10 protein-coding genes and 1 other annotated feature are annotated in these 14,748 nt (G+C 40.1%); all 10 genes read right to left on the minus strand.

Going from position 1 to position 14,748, the window contains the following annotated elements:
- Positions 1–145 precede the first annotated feature (145 nt).
- The 10 genes from serS to dnaA all read right to left on the minus strand — a co-directional run bounded on the left by serS (position 146) and on the right by dnaA (position 13,939).
- Positions 146–1,435 carry a serine--tRNA ligase gene (gene serS, locus FPQ10_RS09235; RefSeq protein WP_144163230.1) on the minus strand — a complete coding sequence of 430 codons (1,290 nt, stop codon included), beginning with the start codon at positions 1,433–1,435 and terminating at the stop codon, positions 146–148.
- Positions 1,436–1,480: 45 nt separating this feature from the next.
- Positions 1,481–1,691 (minus strand) — a binding site (T-box leader).
- A gap of 49 nt (positions 1,692–1,740) precedes the next feature.
- The gene (locus FPQ10_RS09240; RefSeq protein WP_144163231.1) at positions 1,741–3,072 is read right to left on the minus strand and encodes a D-alanyl-D-alanine carboxypeptidase family protein; all 1,332 of its coding nucleotides are present in this window, start codon (positions 3,070–3,072) and stop codon (positions 1,741–1,743) included.
- Positions 3,073–3,273: 201 nt separating this feature from the next.
- Complete coding sequence (locus FPQ10_RS09245) at positions 3,274–4,380, minus strand: HD-GYP domain-containing protein (protein ID WP_144163232.1); 1,107 nt, start codon at positions 4,378–4,380, stop codon at positions 3,274–3,276.
- A gap of 16 nt (positions 4,381–4,396) precedes the next feature.
- On the minus strand, positions 4,397–6,895 hold the full coding sequence (gene gyrA / locus FPQ10_RS09250; RefSeq protein WP_246569182.1) for a DNA gyrase subunit A: 2,499 nt from the start codon (positions 6,893–6,895) through the stop codon (positions 4,397–4,399).
- A gap of 243 nt (positions 6,896–7,138) precedes the next feature.
- Entirely contained in the window at positions 7,139–9,061 is a 1,923-nt protein-coding gene (gene gyrB / locus FPQ10_RS09255; RefSeq protein ID WP_186278632.1) for a DNA topoisomerase (ATP-hydrolyzing) subunit B, read from the minus strand.
- A 38-nt stretch (positions 9,062–9,099) separates the two neighbouring features.
- Complete coding sequence (remB, locus tag FPQ10_RS09260) at positions 9,100–9,381, minus strand: extracellular matrix regulator RemB (protein ID WP_144163234.1); 282 nt, start codon at positions 9,379–9,381, stop codon at positions 9,100–9,102.
- Positions 9,382–9,413: 32 nt separating this feature from the next.
- Positions 9,414–10,544 carry a DNA replication/repair protein RecF gene (gene recF / locus FPQ10_RS09265; protein ID WP_144163235.1) on the minus strand — a complete coding sequence of 377 codons (1,131 nt, stop codon included), beginning with the start codon at positions 10,542–10,544 and terminating at the stop codon, positions 9,414–9,416.
- 17 nt (positions 10,545–10,561) lie between these two features.
- Positions 10,562–10,786 (minus strand): S4 domain-containing protein YaaA, encoded by a 225-nt coding sequence (gene yaaA, locus FPQ10_RS09270; RefSeq protein ID WP_144163236.1) that lies wholly within the window; start codon positions 10,784–10,786, stop codon positions 10,562–10,564.
- 484 nt (positions 10,787–11,270) lie between these two features.
- The gene (gene dnaN, locus FPQ10_RS09275; RefSeq protein ID WP_144163237.1) at positions 11,271–12,413 is read right to left on the minus strand and encodes a DNA polymerase III subunit beta; all 1,143 of its coding nucleotides are present in this window, start codon (positions 12,411–12,413) and stop codon (positions 11,271–11,273) included.
- A 179-nt stretch (positions 12,414–12,592) separates the two neighbouring features.
- Entirely contained in the window at positions 12,593–13,939 is a 1,347-nt protein-coding gene (gene dnaA / locus FPQ10_RS09280) for a chromosomal replication initiator protein DnaA (RefSeq protein ID WP_144163238.1), read from the minus strand.
- Between the last annotated feature and the right edge of the window lie 809 nt (positions 13,940–14,748).

Consider the following 14,748-nt stretch of genomic DNA (forward strand, 5'->3'; position numbering starts at 1 on the left):
AAATTTATTTCCCTTTTATTTTATCGTAATTATGTCGTACTGGAATGTAGTTTTGATGGTTTTTCGAGAAAATACATTTATATAATCACCTGTAAAAAGAAGAGGGAGGAGGTGAATATACCTTCTCCCAATGCACAACCTATTTTCACTCTTCACCCGGTGCTGTAATCGTCTCTAAACCGCCCATATACGGTCGTAATACTTCTGGAACCGTAATTGACCCATCTTCTTCTTGGTAGTTTTCTAAGATGGCTGCAACTGTTCTGCCAATCGCCAATCCAGATCCATTCAATGTATGGACGCATTCTGGCTTCCCGCCTTGCTCACGACGGAAGCGAATACCTGCACGACGCGCTTGGAATGCCTCAAAGTTAGAACAAGAAGAAATTTCACGATAAGTTTCGTAGCTTGGAATCCAAACTTCAATATCGTACTTTTTAGCGGCAGTAAATCCTAAATCACCTGTACACATACTCATTACCCGGTAAGGAAGTTTCAACAATTGAAGTACTTTCTCCGCATTTCCTGTTAGATTTTCTAATGCTTCATACGACTCTTCAGGCTTCACGAATTGAACGAGTTCCACTTTGTTGAATTGATGCTGTCGAATCAAGCCACGCGTATCTCGACCTGCAGAACCCGCTTCAGAACGGAAATTTGCGCTGTATGCAACATATTTCTTTGGTAGATCATCGATATCCAATATTTCATCCCGATGATAGTTTGTTACTGGTACTTCTGCAGTAGGAATCATGAAATAATCAAGATCTTCTAACTTAAAGACGTCTTCAGCAAATTTAGGTAACTGACCGGTTCCTGTCAAGCTGTCACGATTAACAATCTGTGGTGGTAACATTTCCGTATACCCATGTTGATCGGCATGTAAATCCATCATAAAGTTCAATAAAGCGCGTTCTAATCGTGCGCCTAAGCCTTTATAAAAGACAAACCGGCTACCAGTCACTTTTGCTGCACGTTCAAAATCAAGGATATCCAATTCCGTTGCCAAGTCCCAATGTGGTTTCGGCTCAAAGCCAAATTCGCGAATCTTACCCCAGTCATGGTCCAACACATTGTCGTCTTCATCTTCGCCGACTGGAACGGACTCATGTGGAATATTCGGAATAGAGAGGAGTAGGTGATTTAACTTTTCCTCAACTTCCTTTAACTCGTGATCAATTGCTTTAATGCGATCGCCTACTTCACGCATCTCTTTGATTAAGTGGTCCGCATCCTGTTTTTCTTTTTTCAATTGTGAAATGTCTTTTGATACTTGATTCCGTCGTGCTTTCAATTCTTCGGTTTCTTGAATCAATGTGCGTCGTTTGCGGTCCATATCCTCAAAATGATCCAAATCAGATAAATCTTCGCCACGATGCTGTAGTCTTTTTTTAATCTCAGCAAAATTACTGCGCAAATATTTCAGTTCTAACATATAGAATCCTCCCTCATGAAATATAAAAAAGCCCGTCCCTGTAAATGAAGGGACGAGCTGTATACCCGCGTTACCACCCTTGTTGGAGAGTTCCTCCCAACTCGGAAGCTTTAACGGTGCTTGACCGGATTGACTTATGCATCGCTTTCGCCAATCAGCTCAAGGATGGATTCATAGCGGAGTTTCACTGGTTCACAGCAACCACCAGCTCTCTGAAGAAACGCTCACTATTACTAGTTCCTATCATTGCTTTTCAGTTCACTATTACCATTAATATATCGGTAGTATGCACATTTTGCAAGTCATTATGAAAATAAACCTTTTATGCTATCGAATAGACCGACAAAGAAATCACCAATCGTCTGGAATAATCGAACGAACCAGTTGGATTGCTCGACATCATCACTTGTGACAAGGGGAACGGAGATCGACTCTTGGTCTTGAGTATCGATGTTTCCGTAGTCATGGTCACCTGAATAAGTTAGCACCATACGTCCAACTTCTGTCCCTTTTTCAACTGGCGCTTTTAATTCCCCTTCTTCATTTAACATTTCTTCATCGAATTCGTAACTGACGGAATAGTTTTCTTGATCGCCGTTGCGTACCATTTTTTCAATCGCTTCAGCTGACTCTATTTGAACCGTATCTTGTTTGCCACGATAAACAGGGATTGTAGATTCACCTTCAATTTGGTGACCCGCTTCATACAATGTTTCCCTACTGAAGTCATTAAATCCGTAATCCAACAATTTCGCGGTTTGGTTAAACCGTTCTTCAATGCTATCCGTACGCATGACAACAGAGATCAATCGTGTATCATCTTGTTTCGCTGTACCAGCAAAGGAGTATCCTGCCAAATCGGTAAAACCTGTTTTTAATCCATCCATTCCTTCGTACGTAAATTGTTCGAAGTTTTGACTGTCCATCCCTGGAAGCATCCAGTTCCAATTGACCATTTCCTGGTCTTCAAATTCTTTTTTCGGAATACTAGAGATCTCTAATGCTTGGTCGAAATCATTTACGAGATGGTAAGCTAGCATCGCTGTCGAACGTGCAGACAGTAAATTAGTATCATCTGCTTTTGTGCCTTCCGGGTGTTTTCCATTTAAGTCTTTATTATCCAAGCCTGTAGAATTCACAAATTTAGCATCAGGCAAACCCATTTCTTCAGCCTTTTGATTCATGAGTTTCACGAATTCACCTTCTGAACCAGCAATTAACTCTGCTAAAGCAATGCTCGTTGCATTATCTGAATTGATTGCCATTGCTTCATATAGCTGCTCGACTGTATATTCATGATCCAAACGCAATCCTACGCCTGAAAATGAATTATTCGCGGAAATAGAGTACGCATATTCACTGATTTCTGTACGTGTATCCCAGCTGATCTCGCCTTCTTCAATAGCTTCCAAAACGAGATATTCTGTCATCATTTTTGTCATACTTGCTGGTGGCAAAGCTTCATCCGCGTTCTTCGCGTAAAGGACCTCTCCTGTAGCAGCATCAACCAATATAGCTGATTCAGCACTCAAGTTATCTAATTGGGCGTAAGTCTTTAGCGGACTCACCATAAAAGAAGCCATTAATAAAACAGTTGCCATCACGATAGCTGTTAACGATTTATATGTTTTAATCATCTGTTTTTTTCCTCCAAATAACGAACTTTTCTTTATGTAAATAGGATGAATACCTTTATTATTATACATGATTTCAGGTCATGAAACATTGGTAAAATATTATCATTTGTTAACATTTTTAGTATTTTTATCGACCTATGTGTTGATAAAAAAACATCCTTTGAGCCCGAGTTCTGACTCAAAGGATATTGACCTATCTAATCAAGTCTCATGATCTATTAAAAACTCTTTAATATCGAGATCATGCTCTTTCAAATCAATAATTTTTTCACTAGCATCTTCAAGTTGTACAAAAGGGCGGGCGGGCTCGGACTCATTCACAAAGACGACAGTGCCTTTTTGTTCATTTGATAGTTTTACCCGTGTGCCGACTTGCAGAGTCAAATAGTTTTGGATTAACGTTTCAATCGTCAAAACATCTAACTTACCTGCCTGTCGTTGCATTAGTTCTTCAACGACATGATAGATAGATTGCTTTTGTTGATATGCTCGTTCAGACATCATTGCATGGAAGGTATCGACAACACCAATCACTTTGGCGAATGGATGAATTTTTTCCGCCTTCACGCCGAGTGGATAACCCGAACCATCTATTCGTTCATGATGCTGTAAGACAGCGATTTTTACATCCTTACTAATGGATGACATGTGCTCGATCATCCGATAAGAAAGAACAGGATGCATGCGAATGTTTTCGGTTTCTTTCTCAGTCAATTCTCTATTCTTTAAATAGATGCCATCATGTTCAGAAACCATCCCCATATCGCTTAAATAGGCTGCTAATGCTATTTTTAAACGATCGCCTTGGCTATAGTCTAATTTCGTCGCTAAACTAGCTGATAATAACGCGATTGACACCATATGGTGATAAATATATCGCTGTTTATCACCATATTGATGTAGCTTTAAAAATAAGTTTCGTTGCTTTTCTGCCTGTTTCATTAAAGGGATCATAAGCTTCCGTACTTGTTGAATATTTAATCGATTGGTACGTTTTAAATCTTCGCAAATGGATTTTGTAATTTTGACAGCATTCATATAATAATCATCAAACGTCCAGTTCACTCGTTCATTCACTTCATTTTCCTTTTGATCCTCAGATGGTACTTCGCGCTTTTCAACGCGAAAGACATCTCCATTAACCAAGCGAGGTGCAACGTCTACGACTTGGATCTTAAATGTTTGTAAAATTTGGATATGAATCGGTTCAATCACTGTATTTTTCGGAATAAGTGGATGAATGGCATTGCCAATCACATCCTTCGTCAAGAGACAACCGGGTATCAGTTGGTCTGGGTGAACTTTCACGCGGATTCACCTCACATTATTTTTCTTCGCCTGAGTGGTCATCATCTTCTTCGACAACTTCCTCAATTTCATCAACAAGCTGTTCTTCTTTTTCTTCTACTGCTTCATCAATTTCTTCTTCCAATTCGTCTTCTACATCTTCTTTCTCTACCAAGGCAACCGTAGCTACGGATTCTTCCTCACCTAAGCGGATCAAACGGACACCTTGTGTATTCCGACTCGTTTGGGAAATTGTTTCCGAGCCCATACGAATGAGTACACCTGTTTCAGTAATGATCATCAAATCTTCTTCGCCAAATACAGGTTTAACGGCTGAAACATGACCGTTTCGATCGCTCAATCTACAAGTGAGTATTCCTCTACCGCCTCGGTTTTGTAGGCGATATTCATCTTCAGGGGTTCGTTTACCGAAACCTTTGGATGTAACGGTCAGTACTTCACTACCTTGATGTAAAATTTCCATTGATACAACTTCATCGTCTTCTCTTAATGTGATTCCTTTCACACCTGTTGCTGTACGGCCCATTGTTCGAACATCGGTTTCGTGGAAACGAATCGCCAATCCGTTTTTCGTTCCGATGATGATATCTTGCTCACCGTCCGTTAATCGTACAGAGATTAATTCATCGTCTTCACGTAAATTAATCGCACGTAGACCGCCTCGACGGATGTTTTTGTATTGATTCAACATTGTCCGTTTAGACAACCCATTTTTCGTTGTAAAGAATAGGGAAGACGCTTCATCATACTCTTGTACCGGAATGACGGCATTGATCCATTCATCTTGTTCAACTTCAAGCACGTTAACAAGAGGAAGTCCTTTGGCTGTCCGACTGAATTCAGGAATTTCATATCCTTTCGCCCGGTATACTTTTCCTTTATTCGTAAAGAACAGCAACGTATCATGTGTGGAAGTAGATAATAAATGCTCCACAAAGTCATCCTCATTCGTGCCCATGCCTTGAATACCGCGTCCGCCACGATTTTGTGAGCGATACGTCGTAAGCGGTAGACGTTTGATATAACCATGGTGGGTGAGTGTAATGACGATTGTCTCTTCAGGAATCAAATCTTCATCCTCGATAAAGTCTGTTCCACCGATAACGATTTCTGTGCGACGTTCGTCGTTAAACTGTTCTTTAATCGCTGTCAGCTCTTCACGGATAATTTCCAAAACTTTTTCATCGTCCGCTAAAATAGCTTTCAATTCTGCGATCAATTCCATGATCTCATTGTATTCATTTTCAATCTTCTCACGCTCAAGGCCGGTTAAACGCTGCAGGCGCATATCCAATATTGCTTGAGCTTGTTTTTCGGATAAGCCGTATTGTTCCATTAATCCTTCTCTGGCGATATCCGCTGTTTGAGATTTCCGGATTAATTCGATGACGGCATCCAGATGGTCCAATGCTACTCGGAGACCTTCTAAAATATGAGCACGTGCTTGCGCTTTATCCAATTCATACTGTGTACGACGTGTAATGATTTCACGCTGGTGTTCCAAATAGTACTCAAGTGTTTGTTTCAGATTCAATACTTTTGGTTCCCCGTTCACAAGAGAGAGCATGTTGATTCCAAAGGTTGTTTGCATAGCGGTTTGCTTGTAAAGATTATTCAATACGACATTGGCATTTGCATCGCGACGTAATTCCATCACAATACGCATACCGTCACGGTCCGACTCATCACGTAAATCGGTAATCCCTTCAAGCTTTTTATCACGAACTAGCTCAGCAATTTTTTCAATCAGTCTTGCTTTGTTCACTTGGAAAGGAATCTCACTGACGATAATTCTCGGCTTGCCGTTAACTTCATCAATATCAGCTTTTGAGCGAATCGTTATTGAACCTTTTCCTGTTTGAAACGCTTGTCGAATTCCGCTCCGGCCTAGAATTTCTCCACCTGTTGGAAAGTCTGGTCCATAGATATGGTTCTCCATCAATTCCTCAATGGTAATCTCTGGGTTTCTACTGACTGCCAATACAGCATCGATGACTTCACCTAGCTGGTGAGGCGGGATGTTTGTTGCCATTCCTACTGCGATACCGGATGCACCATTCACAAGCAGGTTAGGGAAACGAGCTGGCAATACGACTGGCTCTCGTTCAGCGCCATCATAGTTGTCCACATAATCGATGGTATTTTTATTGATATCTCTTAGCAGTTCCATCGAAATTTTGGACATTTTAGCTTCCGTATAACGCATTGCTGCAGCAGCATCGCCATCGACTGAACCAAAGTTACCGTGTCCATTGACCAACGTGTAACGATAGTTAAAGTCTTGGGCCATACGTACCATTGCATCATAAACGGCAGAATCTCCGTGTGGATGGTACTTACCGATCACCTCACCGACGATCCGGGCAGATTTTTTATATGATTTATCTGCATGCATTCCTAAATCGTGCATGGCATATAAAATTCTTCTATGTACAGGTTTTAAACCATCCCGGACATCAGGCAATGCACGTGAGACGATTACACTCATCGCATAATCCAAAAAAGACGTTCTCATCTCTTGACTTAAATTAATTTCTTGAACTCTTGGACGTTCTTGATCCAACGATAACTCCTCCTTGAATGAGTCAAAAGCCAGTCCGAATAAAAGCTTAATCATAATTACATGACCTCGTGTTCGATCATTGAGAGGGAGATCAAGCTCGTAACGCTAGGTGGGTCAATTCATCACTGCCACAAACCTATAGTCACACAGAAATCTCCTTTTGAAAGCTTTTATTCAAACGGCTTTAATCACTCGTTAAATATCCAAATTCTTAACGTATTGAGCATTTTTCTCGATAAAATCTCTTCGTGGTTCAACATGGTCACCCATCAACACATCAAATACTTCATCCGCTTCCATAGCGTCTTCCAATGTGACTTGCAGCATTGTCCGTGTTTCAGGATTCATTGTCGTTTCCCATAGCTGACTAGGATTCATCTCACCTAGACCTTTATACCGTTGTAGACCTGGTTTTGGGCTTTGTGGAAGTTCATCCAATACTTCTTCCATTTCTTTATCTGTATACGTATAATAAACCTTCTTGCCTTGCTGGATTTTATATAACGGTGGCTGGGCAATATAAACATAGCCATGTTCGACTAACGGTCGCATGTAACGATAGAAAAATGTCAGTAATAATGTTCGAATATGTGCACCATCAACGTCCGCATCTGTCATGATGACGACTTTATGATACCTTGCAAGCGAAATATCAAATTCTTCGCCAATGCCTGTCCCTAATGCTGTGATCATCATTCGAATCTCATTGTTGGAGAGGATCTTATCTAACCGCGCTTTTTCTACGTTGATAATCTTTCCTCGTAACGGCAAAATAGCTTGGAAGTGTCGGTCGCGTCCTTGCTTCGCTGAACCACCTGCTGAGTCACCCTCAACAATATACAGCTCACCCTTACTCGGATCTTTCGATGAACAGTCCGCCAATTTCCCTGGTAAACTTGAAACTTCCAAGGCGTTTTTACGGCGAGTGACTTCACGAGCTTTCTTTGCAGCAATACGTGCACGGGATGCCATCAAACCTTTTTCAACAATTTGTTTGGCAACTCTCGGGTTTTCAAACAAAAACTGTGTGAATTTCTCTGAGAAAGCAGAATTGGTAATCTGGCTGACTTCACTGTTTCCAAGTTTTGTCTTCGTTTGTCCTTCAAATTGCGGGTCAGAATGCTTAATCGAAACGATGGCTGTTAACCCTTCTCGGACATCTTCACCAATAAGGTTTGGATCACTTTCTTTATATAAATTATTTTTACGGGCATAATCATTGATCACACGGGTAAGTGCTGTTTTGAAGCCTTGCTCGTGTGTTCCGCCTTCCATGGTATGGATATTGTTCGCAAAGGAGTAAATATTGCTGTTGAAACCATCGTTGTATTGAATGGCAAATTCAACGACGACATTGTCAATCTCATTTTCTCCATAGATAGGCTCATGAAGAGCTTCACGAGTCCGATTTAAATACTCTACGTACTCTCGGATTCCACCTTCGTAATAGAACGAATCTTTTTCTTCATCTGTTCGTTTGTCTTCAATGGAAATCCGCAACTTTTTATTTAAGTAAGCAAGTTCTCTTGTCCGGTTGACTAATGAATCATAAGAGAATTCAAGTGTTTCAAAGATTTCACTGTCTGGTTTGAAGTGAATTTTTGTACCGGTAAGGTCCGTCTCACCAATGACAGACAACTCACTTTGAGGAACACCTCGTTTATAGTCTTGGTAATATAGCTTCCCATCACGATGGACGTAAACTTCCAATGATTCAGACAGAGCGTTAACAACAGAAGCACCTACGCCATGAAGGCCGCCTGAAACTTTATACGTATCGCTATCAAATTTACCGCCTGCGTGAAGTACGGTTAAAATAACTTCTACGGCCGGCTTTCCGACTTTTTCTTGTATATCGACGGGAATACCTCGGCCATTGTCAGTGACGGAAATACTGTTATCTTTTTCAATCGTAATTTCAATATGATCACAATAGCCTGCTAACGCTTCATCGATACTGTTATCGACGATTTCCCACACGAGATGATGCAATCCTCTTTCACTTGTTGAACCGATATACATACCAGGTCTTTTGCGGACGGCTTCCAACCCTTCCAATACCTGAATCTGACTAGCTCCATAATCATTTGGTTTGTTGATTTGATCTTCCATCGACATTATCTCACCTTCATTTTCTATAATTGCTGCTACCTGACTTAATCCGAATCTTCCATTACGTCATCAACACTATCCAAGAAGTCTGCTATTTGAGCTCGCTTAGAGAGCGTCGAAACAGATAGTGAACTGAAATAGATATGATCGACGGTAATGACAATTGATTTTGCTTCTTCATAAGCCGAATCGGTGACATTATTTTCTTTACGCTGGTTATAAATCATTTCTTCAATAATCGTTGATGAGTTGAAGAGGCTGTAATCGACCATTGCAACCACTTCTTCGGTACGGATGACGTTATCATCTCCAATATGAACAAACATAAATAAATTCCCCTCTCAAACTGTCGATCTACTTACCGATCCAGTCCATTGTTCTCGACTAGCTTTCCTTCATGGATTGTAAAAATTTCTGCTTCGCGAATCGTTTCATGGGCAATTCCATCAATATTCGTTGTCGTAACAAATGTCTGGACCTTCCCTTGAATCGCATTGAGTAAGTGGGATTGTCGGTAATCATCCAATTCGCTTAGTACATCATCCAGCAACAGGACTGGATAATCACCAACCTCTTGATAAATCAACTCAATCTCAGCAAGCTTTAACGATAGAGCAGTGGTACGTTGTTGGCCTTGAGAACCAAAGTGTTGGACATTCCGATCATTTACCGTAAAAACCAAATCATCCCGATGTGGTCCGATTAACGTCGTACCACGCTCAATTTCACTTTCTTCTTTTCGATTGAATTCCGTTAGATATGTATCTCTCATTTTCTCCATATCCATAGATTCTGATACATCTACCTTCGATAAGTAATCTATTTTAAGATTCTCTTGATCTCTACTAATTTGAAGATGAATCGGCACAGCCCATTCTCGTAATTTTTTCAAGAAACGAAACCGTCGAAATAAGATGGCGGCTCCATGTTCCGCCAATTGCTCTGTATAAATTTGCAGCATCGTCGTATCTTTCGTCCGCCTTCGTTGCAAATCTTTTAATAAAGCATTTCGTTGTTTTAATATTTTTTGATATTGATTTAAGTGATAAATATAAACAGGTTCAATTTGGCCGATTTCCATATCAATGAAACGACGTCTTTCTTGGGGGCTGCCCTTAACAAGATTCAAATCCTCCGGTGCAAACATGACAATATTCAAAGAACCGATATAATCACTCAATCGTTTTTGTTCGATATGGTTGAACTTCGCTTTTTTTCCTTTTGATGAGAATATGACCTCAAGGGGAAGGGAGCGATTCTTCTTAAAAACCCTTCCCTTTATTTTACCATACTCCGCGTCCCATTGGATTAATTCTTTATCCCTTGGCGTTCGATGTGATTTTGTGAATCCAAGAACATAAATGGCTTCCATTAAATTTGTTTTGCCTTGAGCATTTTCACCTAAAATTACATTCACTTTATGGTCGAAGTGAATCGTTAATCGATCGTAATTTCGGTAATTGACTAGAGATAATTCCTCAATGTACATGGTTGAAGCTCCTCGAATTATTCGCTGGACTTGGTGACTTCAAACGATCCAACGCCTTGTATTTCAACCAGGTCACCGGGCTTTAATTTTCTTCCACGGCGCTGATCTTGTTCATCATTGATGTAAACGGCAAATTCCGTTAAAAATAATTTAACCATCCCACCAGATTCAACGATATTGGCCAATTTCAGGAACTGCCCCAATGTAATCTGTTCGGTCGTTATTTCAATTGGTTCAGCCATTGTTTTCACTTCCTTTATTCTGCTACATGCCTATCCCTATATTTTACTAAAAATAAGGTGGAAAAGGAAATTAATCGTACTGTTTTAATTTCCTGATCTCACATCAGTAATTTGATTCGATGTGCAATTTATATTCTCGAGCTACTTTTTCTTCGGATAAAATTGGCTCGATATAAAAACCAGCCAAGAAAAAAGTCTTTCCCAGGCTGGTCGTAATTATTTTTTGCATTGGCTCTATTAAATCTTATTAATGTTATAGAACTGAGTCGTTGAATTGTGAGAAGCGAAGGTGGCGACTCCTGCGGGAAAAGCACGAGCCTCGAGACCCCGCAGGCCATGCTTTTAGGCCGAGGAGGCTCGAGCCGTGCCCGCGGTAAAGAAGACACTGCGATTGATCGCAGATGTCGCCCTTATGCCCTTTGGGTAAAAGCGACCACCGATAGCGAATCTCAATATTAACAACGGATTTTAACAGAGATTTGCATTAATACGTTCTAACCGGCGTGATCAATTGCAAGATGGATTCCTCTTCATTTTGTGGGCGAAGGATAAATGGTCGCATCGCTCCTGTAAAAGAAATCTCAATCTCTTCAGAGTCAATGGCTCGAAGTGCATCAATCATATACTTTGCATTGAAGGAAATTTTTAAATCTTCTCCTTCGATACTCATCGTATCAACTTTTTCTTCAGCTGTTCCGATCTCCGGTGAATGACTAGTGATTTGCAGTTGATTTGGCATGGTTGCCAACTTCACGATGTTATTCCGATTATCTTGCGCCAACAAGCTTGCGCGGTCGATGGTTTGCATTAATTCACGTGATTTTATAGATACCGTCGTTTTGCTTTGCTCAGGGATCAGACGAGACGTTTCTGGGTAATTTCCATCCAACAGACGAGAGTGGAAGTTTACATTCGCCGTCTTAAATAGAATTTGATTATCTGAGACGCTGACAAAGACTTTTTCTTGATGATCGTCAAGGATCTTATTCAGTTCAGAAAGGCTTTTTCCAGGAACTACGATATTTCTGAAAGAAACGCTTTCTGCATCACTGTTCAAATTAATTTTTCTGGAAGCTAATCGGTGACTGTCTGTCGCGACCAATTCAAATACACCATCTTCCAAGATGAAATGGACACCTGTCAGAATAGGACGTGTTTCTTGAGTCGATACAGCAAAGTTTGTCTGACGGATTAAATTTTTAAGAACGTCTGCTTGGATCTCGAACTGATTGTCTGTGGTCAGGATTGCAGGTTGTGGATATTCTTCTGCATCCTGGCCATTCAGTTTAAATTCTGCTGCGCCTGAACGAATCGTAACGTTCAGTTCATCATCTGATTCAATCTCCACTTGGTCACCAGGTAGTTTACGGACGATTTCTGATACGAATTTCGCTTGTAGAATAACAGTACCCGGTTGAACGTCATGAATGTTGATCATTCCGTCCTCTTCGCGAGGAATGGTAGATTCAATTGTAATATCTGAATCACTACCAGTTAATTTTACAAAGTTCTGCTGTGCTTCTAATTTAATACCTGACAAAATCGCAATGGTTGGTCTGGAAGAGATGGCTTTCATGACATGTTGGATACTGTTCATAAGTTGGTTTCGTTCAATGATTAATTTCATAGGAACCTCCTGAGAATGATTTGTCATATTTATTTGTTATAAGAATAAAACAGTAATCATAGTACTAGGGCTTGTGGATTTGTGGATAAGTCAGTGGATACCTTGAAAACGTTAGTTATCCACATGTGAATAACGTGTAAACAAACGTGCAGAGATATTCACACTGTTCACAAGTCAATTTAGGCTTCAGATTTTATGATTTCTGTTAATTCATCAATTTCTTTCTGTAATTGAATATCATCAGCTAACATTTTTGCTATTTTTTCATGCGCATGGATGACGGTCGTATGATCTCGTCCTCCAAACTCTTCACCTATTTTTGGTAATGAAAAATCAGTCATCTCCCTAGATAAATACATAGCGATCTGACGTGGAAACGCTACTGACTTTGTTCGTTTTTTAGCAGCAAAATCTTCGATCGGTACATTGAAACGGCTACCGATAATTTGCTGGATTCCTTTGATTGTAATTTTCTTCGGACGGGAACTAGGAATAATATCTTTCAATGCATTAGCAGCCAATGAAGCATCGATATCTTCATTCACAAGAGAAGAATAGGCAACGACGCGTATTAACGCACCTTCCAATTCTCTGATGTTTGTATCGATTTGATTCGCTATGTAAAGCATTACTTCATTTGGAATCTCCAATCCATCTGCCTTTGCTTTTTTCCGTAGAATCGCAATCCTTGTCTCTAAATCAGGTGGAGTAATATCTGTAATCAATCCCCATTCGAAACGTGAGCGAAGTCGGTCTTCCAATGTTGGAATTTCTTTCGGTGGTCGATCACTGGAAATGATAATTTGCTTATTTTCCTCATGTAACGCATTAAATGTATGGAAAAATTCCTCTTGTGTTTGTTCTTTTCCTGCCAAAAACTGAATATCATCAATTAATAGAATATCAACACTTCGGTATTTATTTCTAAAGTCAATTGTCTTATTGTCCCGAATGGAATTAATGAATTCATTCGTAAACTTTTCGCTGGATAGATAGACGACTTTGGCATCTGGATTATGCTCTCTTACATAGTGACCGATTGCGTGCATTAAGTGTGTTTTACCTAGTCCAACACCACCGTATATGAATAGTGGATTGTATGCCTTGGCTGGTGCTTCAGCTACGGCAAGAGATGCCGCATGGGCGAAACGGTTCCCTGATCCTATGACAAAGGTTTCAAATGTATATTTGGAATTCAGCATTGTTCTGTCATTCATTTCTGCTGTTTTTTTCGGGAATTTTTTAATTGGTTGTTTATTGTAATCATCCATGCTGTTTCGATTTGGAATAACGAATTTAGGTTCCAAATGAGAGCCTGATACTTGTTTAAATGATTCGGAGATCAGGCCGGCATAACTGCTTTCCAACCAATCTCGTGCAAATTCATTTGGAGCAGCGATCACAAGTTTATCGCCCTCAACAGATTTTGCCTCTGTCGATTTCAGCCACGTATCAAAGCTAGGTTTACTCACTTTATTTTCAATTTCAGTTAACGTTTCTTTCCATAATGCCTGTAAATTATCCAAAATTAAGCATCCTTTCATCAATCGGTGGTTCAATTTACCTGTGGATGGATGGTTCATTTAACAACGTGGGAAAATGACATCTATCGACAAAATCCACAGCTCTGTAGATATCTTTTCTAACAAGCTGTGGTTAACTATCCACATATTATTCACATACTGTGGAAAACTCATATTGTTGTATTTACTTATTCACAATTAAAACAATATAATCATATCAAACTCACCTTGATATTTCAATGTAAAATCAACTTATCCACATAGCTCATAGCTGTGTTAAAAAAAATTGTCCACAACTGTTGAATTTGTGGGTAATTTGTCGAATGGGGCTGTGAATAAAAAATGAAAAAAGATAGTTGTTCTACTCACATGTGGATAACTTGATAACGGGGTGCAAAAAGGTATTGTGGATAAAAACAGATTGAAAATGATTGATTCCGTCAAATCGTTTTAAAATTGGCTTAGATAATCGGTTCTGCTAAGAATTCGTTTTGATTTTTAATTGAAATGGATCTGAGTAGTTGAATTGTGGATCGTATTGGTGGCGATTCAGTGGCCAGGAAATAAGGGAACTTTCATTCAAACCGAACACGTCCTGTGGATAAAAGCGTGCCGTCGACAAATGATGCGGAGTCGCTGATAAATGGGGTGAAGCGGCTGATAAATTGCGCGAAGCCGTCGAAAAACTGCGAGAAGCCGTCGAAAAATCATGTGGAGCCGCTGATAAACTGCGCAAAGCCATCGAAAAACCATGCGGAGCCGTCGAAAAACCGCGAGAAGCCATCGAAAAACCATGCGAAGCCGTCGAAAAA

This window comes from Allobacillus sp. SKP2-8 (assembly GCF_007559355.1).
GTDB classification, from domain to species: domain Bacteria; phylum Bacillota; class Bacilli; order Bacillales; family Alkalibacillaceae; genus Allobacillus; species Allobacillus halotolerans.

What these genes read in the sequence shown, in the direction of transcription:
- serS (WP_144163230.1), bottom strand. Translation starts at nt 1,435, where the DNA reads ATGTTAGAACTGAAATATTTGCGCAGTAATTTTGCTGAGATTAAAAAA.
- FPQ10_RS09240 (WP_144163231.1), bottom strand. Translation starts at nt 3,072, where the DNA reads ATGATTAAAACATATAAATCGTTAACAGCTATCGTGATGGCAACTGTT.
- gyrA (WP_246569182.1), bottom strand. Translation starts at nt 6,895, where the DNA reads ATGAGAACGTCTTTTTTGGATTATGCGATGAGTGTAATCGTCTCACGT.
- gyrB (WP_186278632.1), bottom strand. Translation starts at nt 9,061, where the DNA reads ATGTCGATGGAAGATCAAATCAACAAACCAAATGATTATGGAGCTAGT.
- remB (WP_144163234.1), bottom strand. Translation starts at nt 9,381, where the DNA reads ATGTTTGTTCATATTGGAGATGATAACGTCATCCGTACCGAAGAAGTG.
- recF (WP_144163235.1), bottom strand. Translation starts at nt 10,544, where the DNA reads ATGTACATTGAGGAATTATCTCTAGTCAATTACCGAAATTACGATCGA.
- yaaA (WP_144163236.1), bottom strand. Translation starts at nt 10,786, where the DNA reads ATGGCTGAACCAATTGAAATAACGACCGAACAGATTACATTGGGGCAG.
- dnaN (WP_144163237.1), bottom strand. Translation starts at nt 12,413, where the DNA reads ATGAAATTAATCATTGAACGAAACCAACTTATGAACAGTATCCAACAT.